This is a genomic window from Rhodoferax sp. TH121 (genome assembly GCF_002251855.1).
In the GTDB taxonomy this organism is placed as follows: Bacteria; Pseudomonadota; Gammaproteobacteria; order Burkholderiales; family Burkholderiaceae_C; genus Allorhodoferax.
The window spans coordinates 25,501-38,683 of the sequence record NZ_NOXW01000018.1 but is presented as its reverse complement, the minus strand read 5'-3'; the positions used below and the strand labels follow the sequence as shown (position 1 = coordinate 38,683).

Sequence of the window (13,183 nt, the reverse complement as noted above, 5' to 3'; positions counted from 1 at the left end):
GTCTGGCCGCCACAAGCGCCGAAGCCTGGCACACAAAATGCTTGGTGTTTTTGGGTCAAATAGACCTCCAAGCTCCGCAGAATTTGCGCGAGCAGCTCCTAATTTCATAGCGTTCTTAACCTGGAGAAATTATGTCGATGCACCTCACCTCCCGCCGCCGCGCACTGGCCCTTGCCGCCGCACTTGCCACGCTGACTCCCGGCCTGGCATTGGCCCAGGCCAAACTCAAAGTGGCCGGCATTTACACCGTGCCCTTCGAGCAGCAATGGGCCGGCCGCCTGCACCAAGCGCTCAAGGCCGCGGAGGCGCGTGGCGAGATCGAATACAAGGCCAGCGAGAACGTGAGCAATGCCGACTACGAGCGCGTGATGCGCGAATACGCGACCGGCGGCAGCCAGCTCATCGTGGGCGAGGCCTTTGCGGTGGAAGCCGCTGCGCGCAAGGTGGCCAAGGACTTCCCCAAGACCGCCTTTCTCATGGGCTCTAGCGGCAAGCCCGCTGCGCCCAACTTCAGCGTGTTTGACAACTACATCCAGGAGCCGGCCTACCTGTCGGGCATGGTGGCCGGTGGCATGACCAAGAGCAACAAGATTGGCATGGTCGGCGGCTTCCCCATCCCCGAAGTCAACCGCCTGATGAACGCCTTCATGGCGGGCGCGAAGGAAGTGAACCCCAAGGTGGAATTCAGTGTCAGTTTCATCAACAGCTGGTTTGACCCCCCCAAGGCCAAGGAGGCCGCCTTTGCCATGATCGACAAGGGCGCCGACGTGATGTACGCCGAGCGTTTTGGCGTGAGTGATGCAGCCAAAGAAAAGGGCAAATTGGCCATTGGCAACGTGATCAACACCCAGGCCCAGTACCCCGACACCGTAGTGGCCTCCGCACTCTGGCACTTTGAGCCATCGGCCGACCGCGCCATCAAGATGGTGAAAGAAGGCAAGTTCACCGCCGAAGACTACGGCCCGTACTCGATGATGAAGTACAAGGGTTCGTCGCTGGCGCCGCTGGGCACGTTTGAGAAAAAAGTGCCTGCGGAGGTAGTGGCCAAGATGAAGGCGAAAGAAAAAGCCATTCTGGATGGCAGCTTCACCGTCAAAGTGGATGACAACCAGCCCAAGTCCTCTAAATAACGTGAGCCCCCACGCTTGTCACTGCATGTACTGCGCTGCCCCCCCGAGGGGGCGCGATTCTGGCTTCGCCGCACTTCGTGAACCTTGGGGCGGGCCGGCGGAACACCATCTCGGTTAATTCTGCGTGAGCGACCCCGTTCTCGTTCTCTCTGGCATCACCAAGCGCTTCGGCACTTTGGTGGCCAACGATGCCATCTCGCTGCAGCTGGGTGCGGGCGAGGTGCTGGCACTGCTGGGTGAGAACGGTGCGGGCAAGTCCACGCTGGTGTCGATTTTGTTTGGGCACTATGTGGCAGACGGCGGCCACATCACCGCCTTTGGCCAGCCTCTGCCTGCGGGCGACCCCAAGGCCGCGCTGGCGGCCGGCATTGGCATGGTGCACCAGCACTTCACGCTGGCCGACAACCTGAGCGTGCTGGACAACGTGATGATGGGCTCCGAGCCCTGGTGGCAGCCCTTCACCCGCCGCAGCGCGGCGCGTCAGCGTCTGGCCGAGGTGGCACAACGTTTTGGCCTGGCGGTGGATGCAGATGCCCAGGTGGGCAGCCTCTCCGTCGGCGAGCGCCAGCGGGTGGAAATCCTGAAGGCGCTCTACCGCGGCGCGCGCATTTTGATTCTGGACGAACCCACCGCCGTGCTGACGCCACAGGAGAGCGAAGCCCTGTTTGACGTGCTCGCGCAGATGGTGGCACAGGGTTTGTCCATCATTTTCATCAGCCACAAACTGGGCGAGGTGCTGCGGGTGTCGCACCGCGTGGCTGTGCTGCGCGGCGGCAAGTTGGTGGCTGAGGCTCCTGCCCAAGGCACCACCCAAGGCCAGCTGGCGCAGTGGATGGTGGGACACGCCATTGATGCTGCGGTACGCCGCCCCAGCCCCCATTCGGACGAGGGCGACAGCATGGTGGTGTGCCAGCTGACCAAGGTGAGCACCGGCACCGGGCGCGAGCGCCTGCAGGCCGTGAGCCTGGACCTGCGCAGCGGCGAGCTGCTGGCGATTGCTGGCGTCTCGGGCAACGGCCAGGTGGCGCTGGCCGAATTGCTGTGCGGCACACGACAGGCCACGGCGGGCCAAGTCTTGCTGCAGGGCCAGCCCCTTCCCCACAGCTGCGCAGACTTGGTGAGGCGCGGCGTCGCCCGCATCCCCGAAGATCGGCACGGTGTGGGCGTGGTGGGCGATTTGCCGCTGTGGGAAAACACCATGTCCGAACGCCTGCGCACAGCGGCCTTCTCTACCTGGGGTTGGGTACGCCGCGCAGCGGCCAAAGCCTACGCCCAACGCGTGATCGCTGCGTTTGACGTGCGGGGTGGTGGCGCCAGCAGCGCGGCGCGGGCGCTGTCGGGCGGCAATATGCAAAAGTTGATTCTGGGCCGCGCCCTGCTGCACCCCGACGCTGCGGACAGCCAGGCGCAAAGCCACACACCCATCCTTATCGTGGCGCACCAGCCGACCTGGGGCCTGGACATTGGTGCGGTGCGCTACGTGCAAAGCCAGTTGCTGGCCGCACGTGATGCAGGCGCGGCCGTACTGCTGATCTCTGACGACTTGGACGAGGTCCTGACGCTGGGTGATCGTGTGGCCGTAATGCATGCGGGCCAGCTCAGCGCGGCACGCCCCACCGATGACTGGACGCGCGAGGCCATTGGCCTGGCCATGGCTGGTGCAGAACATTGAAGTGGCCATGCAACTCGTCAAACGCAATACGTCCTCACCCGCCGCTCTGGTGCTCGCTCCGGTTGGCGCCATACTTTTCACCTTGCTCATCAGTGCACTGCTGGTGCTGTGGGCTGGGGCACCCGTAGGGCAGACCTATGGTCTGCTGTTGCAGGGCGGTTTTGGCTCGGTATTTGCGCTCAGCGAGACGCTGACGCGCGCCGTGCCACTGATGCTGACCGGCCTGGCTGCCGCGGTGGCCTTCAGGGCGCGTCTGTTCAATATCGGGGCCGAGGGGCAGTTGTATGTGGGCGCGCTGGCGGCCGTGGCCGTGGGGGGCATGCACGGCGGCACGGGGTTCGACCTACCGCCCGCGCTGCTGTTTGTGCTGATGCTGCTGGCCGCGGCGCTGGCAGGCGCGCTGCTCTTGCTGGGCCCGGCACTCATGAAAGCGCGGCTGGGGGTGGACGAGGTGGTGACCACGCTGCTGCTGAATTTCATTGTGCTGTTGCTGGTGTCGCTGATGCTGGACGGACCCATGAAGGACCCTGCCGCCATGGGCTGGCCACAGAGTGTGGCGCTTATTGCCGATCTGGAGCTGGGCAAGCTGATTGCTCAGACCCGGCTGCACAACGGCCTGCTGGGCGCCTGCGCACTGGCGGTGCTGGTGTGGGTTCTCCTCAAGTACACGGTGCTGGGCTTTGATATTCGCGCGGTGGGCGCCAACCCGCGCGCCGCGGCATTTGCCGGCGTGCCGGTCACACGCACGGTGGTGCTGGTTGCCATGCTATCGGGCGCGCTGGCTGGGCTATCAGGTGCCATTGAGGTCGCAGGACGCACCAGTTATCTGACGCTGGACATGTCGCCCGGCTACGGCTACAGCGGCATCGTGATTGCCATGCTGGCGGGCCTGCACCCGCTGGGGGTGGTGGTGGCCAGTGTGTTTGTAGCGGGGGTGCTGGTGGGCGCCGACAGCATGAGCCGCGCCGTGGGCGTGCCCACCTACATTGCCGATGTGATCGTGGCAACCTCGCTGATCTCGGTGCTGGTGGCTACGCTGCTGACGCAGTTCAAGGTGAAGTTCAAATGACGGAGCTGCTGGATATTTTGTCCAACCTCTCGTTCTGGGTGGCCGTGTTTCGCATTGCCACGCCGCTGATCCTGGGCACGCTGGGGGTGCTGTTGTGCGAGCGGGCCGGGGTCTTGAACCTGGGCATCGAGGGCATCATGGTGGCGGGCGCCTTTACGGGCTGGCTCACGGTGTATGCGGGGGCCTCGCTATGGACCGGGGTTGCAGTGGCGGCGGGTACCGGTGCCGTGTTGGGTTCGCTGCATGCCTTCCTCACCGTGGGCTTGGCGCTGTCACAGCATGTGTCGGGCCTGGGCATCACACTACTGGCCACCTCGCTCAGCTATTACGGCTACCGTGTGAGTTTCCCCAAGGTGAGCACGCCGCCCACCATCACCCCGTTTGCCGAGATGGGCTGGCTGGGCCTGCCTGTGCTGGCGCAGCAAACACCACTTACGTTGCTGGCCCTGCTGCTGGTGCCGCTGCTGGGCTACGTGTTGTACCGCACGCCGCTGGGCCTGTCGGTGCGCATGGTGGGAGAGAACCCGCAGGCGGCGGAGGGACAGGGTGTGTCGGTGGCCAAAGTGCGCACGGGTGCCATCGTGGCCGGCTCGGCGCTCATGGCCATGGCGGGCTCCTTTCTCACGCTGTCGGCGTTTAACGCTTTTTTCTTCAACATGGTCAACGGCCGTGGCTGGATTTGTGTGGCGCTGGTGGTGTTTGCCTCGTGGCGGCCCGGCAAGGCGCTGCTGGGCGCGCTGCTGTTTGCCTTTTTTGACGCCATCCAGCTGCGCCTGCAGCAAAGCGGCAGCGCTGTGCTGCCCTACCAGCTGTACCTGATGCTGCCCTATGTGTTGTCCATCCTCGCGCTGGTGCTGGTGGCGCGCAAGGCAAGCTACCCGCAGGCGCTGATGAAGCCCTACCGCAAGGGCGAACGCTGACCCTAGGCGAAGTCTTCGCCAAACATCAGCCGCCACGCGGTGCCAAAGGCCACTTGCTGGCGCACCTCGGCAGGCAGGCAGCTCAAGAAGTAGCGGTGTTTCTGGTCGTACTCCTGAATGCGGTCCAGGCGGTCACTGCCCAAATCCAGGGCTGACAAAAAACGGTTGGCACGTGCGGCCATGAGATCGCGCCACGCAGGCTGCAGCGTGCCATCGTCGGCCCACACGCGGGAGTGGCGCTGGCGGCTCAGGGGGTAGATGGAGCGCGCATCGCCAAAGGCGGTGTCCAGATACAGATTGGGACAGCGGCTGAGCAGGCCGTCGAGGTACGCAGGGCCGTAGCGTGTGGAGCGTTCCTGGTAACGGATTTGCCCCACATGGCACCAGACCACACGGGCCATGGGGTACTGCAACAGCATCTGCTCCAGTGCCGGTAGCAAGGCGTCTTCAATTTCGTAATGGAGCTGGAAGGCCAGCCCAGTGCTCTCGCTGATGGCAAACAGGCGGTGACCGACCGGGCCATCCAGGGGGATAGTCACATCGCGGTCATCGGCGCCGCGTTTGACCTGGCGCGGCGACGGGTAATGACGAAATTCGTACTCACCCAGCATGGCCCATTCGCCCCCGCGGGCTGCGGCCTCCTGGGCTTGCAAAAAGGCGTCGGCGACTTCGGTGGTGAAGGGCGGCTGGCCGCCGTTGCCCACTGGGATGAAGTGCTCGGGAAACAGCGCCGTAGTCTGGCGGGAAAAGTGGTCGCGGCGCACGCCGCGCTCGAACTGGTTGCTGCCCATGTCGGAGGACAGGGCCATGGCGCCGATATGCAAGCGGTCCAGCTCGGCGGCCAGTGCTGCGATGTCCACCTTGGACGGGTTGCATGAGCTCTCGACATCCATGTAGGGCAGATGCCCCTGCGCCAGCAGGCGCTTGATGCGACGTGCGTAGCCCGCTTTGAGAGTGGCCAGGCTGGCGGGACCCTCTTGCGCTCGTGCGCCACCGATCCAGAGTGCCGCACAACCCGCTGCGGCCAGGCATTGCCTGCGTTTCATCGCGTGAACCTCCTGTTGCTGTGGCCATGATAGCGAGCATGGGCCTGCACGTTCCGCCTGCACGGGCAGGGCACAAACCCCCGCTTTTTGCGGGGTTGAACGTGCAGAGTATTCGCCGAAAGCGGCCTGCGGCCCTACCATCCGCCGCCCTACGGATGAAAAGGACCGCGCCATGAAATGCCCCCAATGCACCGATGTCACCCTGGTCATGACCGAACGCCAGGGCGTGGAAATTGACTACTGCCCCAGCTGCCGAGGCGTCTGGCTGGACCGCGGAGAGCTCGACAAGCTGATTGAACGTAGCGCGAGCGCGCCAGCGGTGGTACAACCCGCTTACCAGCCGCCCCCGCGCCGCCCCGACTTTGCCGACTCTGACTACCACCACGGTGGTTACGGTAAGCGCAAGCACAAGTCATGGCTCAGCGAGATTTTTGACTGACCTTTGAACCGAGAACCTGACCATGGATTTTTTGCTTGACCCCAATGTGTGGATCGCTTTTGGGATGTTGACAGCCCTGGAGATTGTGCTGGGCATCGACAACATCATCTTCATCTCCATCCTGGTGGGTCGGCTCCCCCCCGAGCTGCGCGACAAGGCGCGCCGCTTGGGCCTGGGTTTTGCCATGGTTTCACGGCTCTTGCTGCTGTTCTCGCTGAGCTGGGTGATGGGCCTGACGGCCGACCTCTTCACCATCGCCGGCCACGGCTTCAGCGGTCGCGATTTGGTGCTGCTGTTGGGCGGCATTTTCCTGCTCTACAAGGCCTCGCACGAGATTTTTGTGGAAGTGGAAGCGCGTGAGCAACACGCACCCGCAGCGACCGATAACGCAGCCGTCAAGGCCGCAGGTGCCAAGCTGTTCTGGGCCATCATCGGCCAGATCGCCATCATCGACATCGTGTTCTCGCTGGACTCGGTCATCACCGCCGTGGGCATGGTGGACCAGATCAGCGTGATGGTGGCGGCCGTGGTGACTTCGGTCGGTGTGATGCTGGTGGCGGCCAAGCCAATTGGCGAGTTTGTGGACAAACACCCATCCGTCAAGGTGCTGGCGCTGGCTTTCCTGGTGATGGTCGGCATGGCGCTGACCGCCGAAGCGTTTGACCAAGAAATCCCCAAGGGCTACATCTACGCTGCCATGGCCTTCTCCTTGGCCGTGGAGGCGCTCAACATCCGCGCCCGCGGCAAACGCCAGGCCGCCAAGGATTAAGCACCCAATCGGCCTTCCAGGCCGTGGATACTGCGCAAACAGCTCCTAATTTCATAGCAAGTCAGGGGCTGTTTTTTTGCGCCATGGTGCCAGCAGCGGGCCCAACCAGCCGCCCCCACTGACCAGCACAATGCCCAGCAGCACGGGTACCGCCCCCAGCACAAAACTCAGTTCAATCGGCTCGTCCAACAGCCAGGCGCCCAGCACGATGCCAAACAGCGGCGTCATGAACGAGAACACGCCCAGGCGCGACGCCAGGTAGTGGCGCAGCAGCCAGAACCAGACCAGGAAACTGGCAAACGACACCACCAGCGTGTGAAACGCCAAGGCGCTCCATACCCGTGGCCCCGGCACAAAATGGGCCTGGCCCGTGGCCAACGAAGCCGCCAACAGCAAGACAAACGCGCACACCAGTTGGTACAACAGCGTTTGCGTGGCCGGCGCGCTGGACAGGCGTGAGCAACGCACCACCATGGTGGTGGCGCCCCAGGCCATGCCCGCCAACAGGCCCAGAAAGTCGCCCCACAGCATATTGCCAGGCACAGCCGCAGACGGCTGGCTGCGGCCAAAGAAGGCGATGGCAATGCCACCAAACGCCAGCGCAATACCCAGCCACTGCACTGCCCCCAAACGTTCGGACGGCAGGCGCCAGTGCAAGCCCAGCGCCGCGAAGATGGGCGCGGTGTACAAAAACACCACCATGTGCGAGGCACTGGTGTGGCGCAGCCCCTCCCCCACCAGCAAAAACTCCAACCCGAACAGCCCCCCCACCACCAAGCCCGGGCGCCAGTTGCCATCACGCAGGCCCCAACTCTCGCCGCGTACCACCATCAACAGGGCGACCAGCACCGCAGCCGCGCCGGAGCGCAGTGCAATCAGGAAGATGGGGGCAATGTCGTCGGCCGTGGCCTTGAGAGCGACTTGCTGCAAGGCCCACAGCACGCACAGCACCAGCATGCAAGCGACGGCAGGGGAATCAAGAGGTTTTCGGCTGTTCATGGGCGGATTATTGAAGTGACGTCTTTCATTGATATAGTGAAAACCAGACAAGCCATCCAGCGAAGCTGCCAACCGTCACGCGCCACCGCCATGCCCATCCTCAAACCCAAGCTGGAGGTTCCGCTCTCCAGCCCCAACCTGCCCGCGCCCATCATGTTCCGCAGCGCAGTGGCGCCGGCCGAAGGCATCTACCCGCTGCACCAGCACGCCTGGGGGGAGTTCGTGTATTCGTTTAGTGGGGTGATGGAGGTGAAGGTGGCGGACCACCACTATTTGGCGCCACCGCAGTACGGCGTGTGGCTGCCGCCCAAGCTCCAGCACGTCGGGTTGAACCGCTACGAAGCGCACCATTGCTCGCTGTATGTGGGCCCGCAGCTGTGCAGCGCCCTGCCCGCCACACCTTGCGCGGTGACCGTGAGCCCGCTGGTGCGTGCGCTGCTAGAGCACCTGCGGCAACAGCCCCCCGGCCAAGACGCCACGCCGCAGCACACGCGTTTGCTGCAAGTGCTGCTGGACCAACTGGCGACCGCGCCCCGCGCGGGCAGCTACCTGCCCACCTCAGAGGACCCGCTGCTGGGTTCCGTATTGCGGGCGCTGGAGGCCAACCCGGGTGACAACCGCTCGCTACCCGAACTGGCCCACGCTGCCCACACCACCGAGCGCACCCTCACGCGCCGCTGCCAGCGCGACCTGGGCATGTCCCTGGCGGAATGGCGCCAGCGCTTGCGCGTGGTGCGCGCCATGCCGCTCCTGGAGGCGGGGCAAACGGTGGAGACGATTGCGCTGGACCAGGGTTACGGCAGCGCCTCGGCGTTTATCAGTATGTTCAAGCGGCTGGTGGGCAGCACGCCCGACGAGTACCGCAAAGGCGCGCGTGCTCAGGCCGCCTGAGCCGGCGCACCACCAAAGCGGCTCTCAGCCTGCTTGCGGAACTCCGACGGCGTCATGCCCTTGAGCTCCAGAAAGCGGCGGTTGAAGTTGGCCACGTTGTTAAAGCCCACGTCGTAGCAGATGTTGGTCACATACCGGTCCGAACTCATGAGCAGTTGGCAGGCGCGGTTGATGCGCACGCGGTTCACAAAGTCGGTGTAGGTGTTGCCGGTAGCGCGGCGGAAAAAGCGCGAGAAGCGGCTCTCGCTCATGGCCAACTCTGCCGCCACCTCGGCCGCCGTCTGCGAGTGCGAGGGGTTCTCGGTGATGCGGTTGACGATAGTGTTGATCTGGTCCAGCTCGGCATCGTTTTCCACACCGCGCATCTGCACATTGGAAAGCAGGCGATAGTCGGTACAGCGGGCCAGGTCCGTCATGAATTCGCAAAACGCCGCCAAACGCTTGAGACCGCGCGACGCCTTGACCGCGTGCCAGTGCGCCTCGGCCTGGCTTGACAGGCCAAAAAACTCGATGCCGTGGCGCGCCCGCTCCAGCAGCGGCAGCACCTCCGTAAATTCGGGAATGCTCTGGCAAGCCTGCTCCAGTGGTTCGTGGCGGAACTGAATCACCAGGTCACGTTTTTCCACACCTTCTTCGGGCACGTCGAGCGAGATCCAATTGTGTGGCAAGCGCGGGCCACACAAGATCAGCTGGCCGGGCTCAAAGGGGCCAATCCAGTCGCCCACAAATACCTTGCCAGAGGTGGCGGTGATGAGGTGCAACTCGTACTCGTCATGGCAATGCCAGCGTGCCAGCGGCGTGGGGTACCCGTGCCCCAGGCAGCGGATGAAGCCCACCTCGTCGGTCGGCTCGTAGCCCAAGGACGGATTGCGGTTGTAATCCGCCTCCAGCTCGGGCGCGCGGCGGCGACTGACCGGGCTGCCCAGCTGTGCGATCGGTGAATGGGGTGCAACCATGGCGAATTTCCTCAGAACGACGTCATGACATTACCAGCATTGGCCTGTGATTTCAGCCCAGGTGGTTTTCCACAAAGTGCTGCACCCGAGCATGGGCCACACGCAAGGCGTCCACCAACTGCGGGCGTGACGCCAGCGGGCCCCACAGCACCGGGTCGGCCCCAAACGCAGCCACCGGGTCGGCAGATTCGCAGATGGCGTGGGCGGCCGCAGGGTCCATGGCCTGGTCCTGGTAGGTGTAAGCAATCTCACCCTTGTGCCAGCGCTGCAGGTAGGCCAAAAACAGCGCGGGCAGCATGGCCACGCTGGCAATGGACTCACCGCGCGCCAGGCGTTCGCGGATGGTGGGGGCAATGAAGCCCGGGATCTTGGAGTAGCCGTCCATAGCCACGCGCTGGTTGGTGTCCTGGATGGCGGGGTTGCCAAAGCGGTCCAGCACCACATCGCGGTACTTGCGCAGGTCCAGCGGGCTGGGCTTTTCAGGCGTGTCCAGCACGGGGATGGTGTCGTCCGTCACGTAGTCATAGGCCATGCGGCGGATGGCCGTGTCGTGGGTGCCTTCGTGGATGTACTGGTAACCCACCAAGGTGCCGGCCCAGGCAATGCAGCTGTGGGTGGCGTTGAGCAGGCGAATCTTGGCCTCCTCGTAGGCGTCCACCGAGACCACCATCTCCACGCCCACCCGCTCCCATTCGGGGCGGCCAGCAATGAAGTTGTCTTCGATCACCCACTGGATGAAACTTTCGCCCATCAGCGCGGCACGATCGTCCCAGCCGGTGGCCGCCCTGACACGCTCAGCCACGTCGGGCGTGGGGCGCGGGGTGATGCGGTCCACCATGGCGTTGGGACTGCAGGTGTTGGCTTCCACCCAGGTTTTGAGTTCCGCATCGCCCAAGGCGTCGATGAACTGCAGCAGGCCGCTGCGCGAACGTTCGCCGTTATGGCGCAGGTTGTCGCAGTTCATCAAGGTGACCGGGCCTGCACCCGCTTGCATCCGGGCACGCAGGATGCTGACCAGCCCGCCGTAGATGGTGTGCCCGGCCTGGCCGGCCTTGACAGCCTCCAGGTCCGCCCGCAGATCGGCAAAGGTGGTCCAGTCGAGCTGGTTTTTGGCGTCGAGGTAGTAGCCGGCTTCGGTCACCGTGAAAGAGATGATGCGTGTGTCGGCCTCGGCACCGACGGTGATCAGGGGCTTCAGATCGGGCTGGTAAGGAATGACTTTCTGGATGGATTCGATACGCGTGTAACTACGCTCGCCCTGGGGGGTGACGGTCTCCAGCGTGTAGGCGCCGCCCTGGGCCTGCAGCGCGGCCATGGTGTCCAGCATATCGGGGCGCAGGTTGCCACCGGCGATAGACCAGCGCATGTCGCCCTGCTGGCGCAGCTGGTGGATGTAGAGCGCCTGGTGCGCGCGGTGGAAGGAGCCCAGTCCGAGGTGAAGAATCGTGGTCATGGTCGTAGTAAAAAGAATGGATCTGGGAGGGGACGGCTGTCGCTCAAAGGTCAAACTGCGTGGGCATCATCACGACGTCGCGGATGGTCATGCCACGCGGGCGGGTCAGCATGAAGAGCACCACGTCGGCCACTTCCGAGGCCTCCAGCAAGCTGCCTTTGGCCTTGGCTTCTGCGAGCTTGTCTGCCGGCCAGTCGGCCAGCAACGAGGTAATCACGGGGCCGGGCGAAATGGAGCCGACGCGGATGCCGTGCTTGAAGACCTGGCGGCGCACGGTCTGCACAAAGCAGTTGATCGCCCATTTGGAGGAGGCATAGACCGGCTCCCAAGGCGTGGGAAAGTGCGCAGCCAGTGAGCTGGTGACGATGATGTCGCCCGTGCCGCGTTCGATCATGTGGGGCAGTACGTTGTGCACGTTCTTCATCACCACATTGACGTTGAGGTTGAGCATGCGGTCGATGGCGTCGGGGTCGGCTTCCACCAAGTCGCCACCCACATAAAGGCCAGCGTTGGCATGGAACACATCGAGCCGCCCCGCCAACTCGACCACCCGCTGCAGCAGCGTGGCGCATTGCTTAGCGTCCAGCAGGTCCAGCACCAGGGGCAAGGCGTTGGGGCCCAGTGCGGCGCAGGCTTTGTCCAAGGCGGCCTGGTCGCGGTCCACCAGCACCACGCGGGCACCGGCTTGCACCATGGCGCGAGCGCTGGCCAGACCAATACCCGATGCGGCCCCGGTAACGGCGGCCACCTGGCCTTGCAGGGGAAGCGTCGATGCGAGGCTCATGGGGCCACCACCACGCGACCGTTGGCGTCAAACAGGTGGGCGGAGTCTCCGTCAATCTTCACACCCACGGCCGAGCCGACCTGCAGATCGGTACGGGTGTTGAGGCGAGCCACCAGCGATGCGCCACTGTCGGTGCTCACATAAATCAGGGTCTCGGCGCCCAGCGCTTCGATCAACTCCACCTTCGCCTGCACCTGGCCCAGGCCGGGCGCCACCAGGGCAATGTTTTCAGGCCGCAGACCAATGGAACCCAATGCGGGTACGGCAACACCCGCCACCGTGGCGATTTGGGGTAGCTTGGCGGCATCCACCACGTTCATTTGCGGCGTACCAATGAACTGCGCTACAAACTGGTTAGCGGGCTTGTCGTACAGCTCCAACGGTGTGCCGACCTGTTCAATGTTGCCGTCGCGCAGCACCACGACGCGGTCGGCCAGGGTCATGGCTTCCACCTGGTCGTGCGTCACATAAATGGTGGTGGCGCCCAGGTCGCGGTGCAGCTTGGCGATCTCGATACGCGTTTGGCCGCGCAGCGCGGCGTCGAGGTTGGAGAGCGGCTCGTCAAACAAAAACACCTTGGGTGCCCGCACGATGGCACGGCCAATGGCGACGCGCTGACGCTGACCTCCAGACAATTCCTTGGGCGTGCGCTCCAAGTAACTGGTGAGGTTCAGGATCTTGGCCGCACGGTCCACCTTGTCTTTGATGATGGCTGGGTCCACATTGGCGAGCTTGAGCGCAAAGCTCATGTTCTCGAACACGCTCATGTGCGGGTAGAGCGCGTAGCTCTGGAACACCATGGCCAGGTCGCGTTTGCTGGAAGGCAAATGGGTGATGTCACGGCCATCGAGCTGCAAGCTGCCGCCATCGATGGATTCCAAACCGGCGATCAGACGCAAGAGTGTGGACTTGCCGCAGCCGGAGGGGCCCACAAACACCACAAATTCGCCCTGCTTGATAGCCAGGTCAATGCCCTTGATGACACGGTGCTCGCCGAACAGTTTTTCAACGCCGCTGAGTTGGAGGTAAGACATGAAAGAGGTCTCCTGATCTTT

At 63.9% G+C, this 13,183-nt stretch carries 13 protein-coding genes; 7 read left to right on the top strand and 6 right to left on the bottom strand.

The genetic code is table 11. The features are described from left to right. Positions 1 to 137: 137 nt before the first annotated feature. From CHU94_RS03390 to CHU94_RS03375, 4 genes are all read left to right on the top strand, one after another. The gene (locus tag CHU94_RS03390; RefSeq protein ID WP_255033800.1) at positions 138 to 1,130 is read left to right on the top strand and encodes a BMP family protein; all 993 of its coding nucleotides are present in this window, start codon (positions 138 to 140) and stop codon (positions 1,128 to 1,130) included. Positions 1,131 to 1,254: 124 nt separating this feature from the next. Further along, positions 1,255 to 2,802, top strand: coding sequence for an ABC transporter ATP-binding protein (locus CHU94_RS03385; protein WP_094476778.1), 1,548 nt, complete (start codon positions 1,255 to 1,257; stop codon positions 2,800 to 2,802). Positions 2,803 to 2,809: 7 nt separating this feature from the next. Next, the gene (locus CHU94_RS03380; RefSeq protein WP_094477067.1) at positions 2,810 to 3,871 is read left to right on the top strand and encodes an ABC transporter permease; all 1,062 of its coding nucleotides are present in this window, start codon (positions 2,810 to 2,812) and stop codon (positions 3,869 to 3,871) included. Further along, on the top strand, positions 3,868 to 4,791 hold the full coding sequence (locus tag CHU94_RS03375) for an ABC transporter permease (RefSeq protein ID WP_094476776.1): 924 nt from the start codon (positions 3,868 to 3,870) through the stop codon (positions 4,789 to 4,791). Before CHU94_RS03380 ends, CHU94_RS03375 begins: the two co-directional genes overlap by 4 nt. Positions 4,792 to 4,793: 2 nt before the next feature. On the opposite strand, the gene CHU94_RS03370 is transcribed toward CHU94_RS03375, so the two are convergent. Then, entirely contained in the window at positions 4,794 to 5,837 is a 1,044-nt protein-coding gene (locus tag CHU94_RS03370; RefSeq protein WP_094476774.1) for an amidohydrolase family protein, read from the bottom strand. A gap of 172 nt (positions 5,838 to 6,009) precedes the next feature. On the opposite strand from CHU94_RS03370, the gene CHU94_RS03365 reads away from it, so the two are divergent. Further along, positions 6,010 to 6,276, top strand: a complete 267-nt coding sequence (locus tag CHU94_RS03365) for a zf-TFIIB domain-containing protein (RefSeq protein WP_094476772.1) — start codon at positions 6,010 to 6,012, stop codon at positions 6,274 to 6,276. A 22-nt stretch (positions 6,277 to 6,298) separates the two neighbouring features. Further along, complete coding sequence (locus CHU94_RS03360; RefSeq protein ID WP_094476770.1) at positions 6,299 to 7,045, top strand: TerC family protein; 747 nt, start codon at positions 6,299 to 6,301, stop codon at positions 7,043 to 7,045. A gap of 51 nt (positions 7,046 to 7,096) precedes the next feature. Here CHU94_RS03360 and CHU94_RS03355 read toward each other — a convergent pair whose 3' ends face one another. Continuing rightward, a complete protein-coding gene (locus tag CHU94_RS03355) occupies positions 7,097 to 8,044 on the bottom strand; it encodes a DMT family transporter (protein WP_094476768.1) in 948 nt (315 codons plus the stop codon). Positions 8,045 to 8,134: 90 nt separating this feature from the next. On the opposite strand from CHU94_RS03355, the gene CHU94_RS03350 reads away from it, so the two are divergent. Further along, positions 8,135 to 8,935 (top strand): helix-turn-helix domain-containing protein, encoded by an 801-nt coding sequence (locus tag CHU94_RS03350; RefSeq protein WP_094477065.1) that lies wholly within the window; start codon positions 8,135 to 8,137, stop codon positions 8,933 to 8,935. Here the strand turns inward: CHU94_RS03350 and CHU94_RS03345 are convergent. Genes CHU94_RS03345 through CHU94_RS03330 form a run of 4 tightly spaced genes read right to left on the bottom strand, consistent with a single transcriptional unit; the run spans position 8,923 to position 13,162 of the window. Next, complete coding sequence (locus CHU94_RS03345; RefSeq protein WP_094476766.1) at positions 8,923 to 9,891, bottom strand: AraC family transcriptional regulator; 969 nt, start codon at positions 9,889 to 9,891, stop codon at positions 8,923 to 8,925. The genes CHU94_RS03350 and CHU94_RS03345 overlap by 13 nt on opposite strands. 52 nt (positions 9,892 to 9,943) lie before the next feature. Beyond that, positions 9,944 to 11,344 (bottom strand): D-arabinitol 4-dehydrogenase, encoded by a 1,401-nt coding sequence (gene dalD, locus CHU94_RS03340; RefSeq protein WP_094476764.1) that lies wholly within the window; start codon positions 11,342 to 11,344, stop codon positions 9,944 to 9,946. 43 nt (positions 11,345 to 11,387) lie between these two features. Beyond that, on the bottom strand, positions 11,388 to 12,128 hold the full coding sequence (locus CHU94_RS03335; RefSeq protein ID WP_094476762.1) for an SDR family oxidoreductase: 741 nt from the start codon (positions 12,126 to 12,128) through the stop codon (positions 11,388 to 11,390). Then, on the bottom strand, positions 12,125 to 13,162 hold the full coding sequence (locus tag CHU94_RS03330; RefSeq protein WP_094476760.1) for an ABC transporter ATP-binding protein: 1,038 nt from the start codon (positions 13,160 to 13,162) through the stop codon (positions 12,125 to 12,127). Before CHU94_RS03330 ends, CHU94_RS03335 begins: the two co-directional genes overlap by 4 nt. Between the last annotated feature and the right edge of the window lie 21 nt (positions 13,163 to 13,183).

What these genes read in the sequence shown, in the direction of transcription:
- CHU94_RS03390 (WP_255033800.1), top strand. Translation starts at nt 138, where the DNA reads ATGCACCTCACCTCCCGCCGCCGCGCACTGGCCCTTGCCGCCGCACTT.
- CHU94_RS03380 (WP_094477067.1), top strand. Translation starts at nt 2,810, where the DNA reads ATGCAACTCGTCAAACGCAATACGTCCTCACCCGCCGCTCTGGTGCTC.
- CHU94_RS03375 (WP_094476776.1), top strand. Translation starts at nt 3,868, where the DNA reads ATGACGGAGCTGCTGGATATTTTGTCCAACCTCTCGTTCTGGGTGGCC.
- CHU94_RS03370 (WP_094476774.1), bottom strand. Translation starts at nt 5,837, where the DNA reads ATGAAACGCAGGCAATGCCTGGCCGCAGCGGGTTGTGCGGCACTCTGG.
- CHU94_RS03365 (WP_094476772.1), top strand. Translation starts at nt 6,010, where the DNA reads ATGAAATGCCCCCAATGCACCGATGTCACCCTGGTCATGACCGAACGC.
- CHU94_RS03360 (WP_094476770.1), top strand. Translation starts at nt 6,299, where the DNA reads ATGGATTTTTTGCTTGACCCCAATGTGTGGATCGCTTTTGGGATGTTG.
- CHU94_RS03355 (WP_094476768.1), bottom strand. Translation starts at nt 8,044, where the DNA reads ATGAACAGCCGAAAACCTCTTGATTCCCCTGCCGTCGCTTGCATGCTG.
- CHU94_RS03350 (WP_094477065.1), top strand. Translation starts at nt 8,135, where the DNA reads ATGCCCATCCTCAAACCCAAGCTGGAGGTTCCGCTCTCCAGCCCCAAC.
- CHU94_RS03345 (WP_094476766.1), bottom strand. Translation starts at nt 9,891, where the DNA reads ATGGTTGCACCCCATTCACCGATCGCACAGCTGGGCAGCCCGGTCAGT.
- dalD (WP_094476764.1), bottom strand. Translation starts at nt 11,344, where the DNA reads ATGACCACGATTCTTCACCTCGGACTGGGCTCCTTCCACCGCGCGCAC.
- CHU94_RS03335 (WP_094476762.1), bottom strand. Translation starts at nt 12,128, where the DNA reads ATGAGCCTCGCATCGACGCTTCCCCTGCAAGGCCAGGTGGCCGCCGTT.
- CHU94_RS03330 (WP_094476760.1), bottom strand. Translation starts at nt 13,162, where the DNA reads ATGTCTTACCTCCAACTCAGCGGCGTTGAAAAACTGTTCGGCGAGCAC.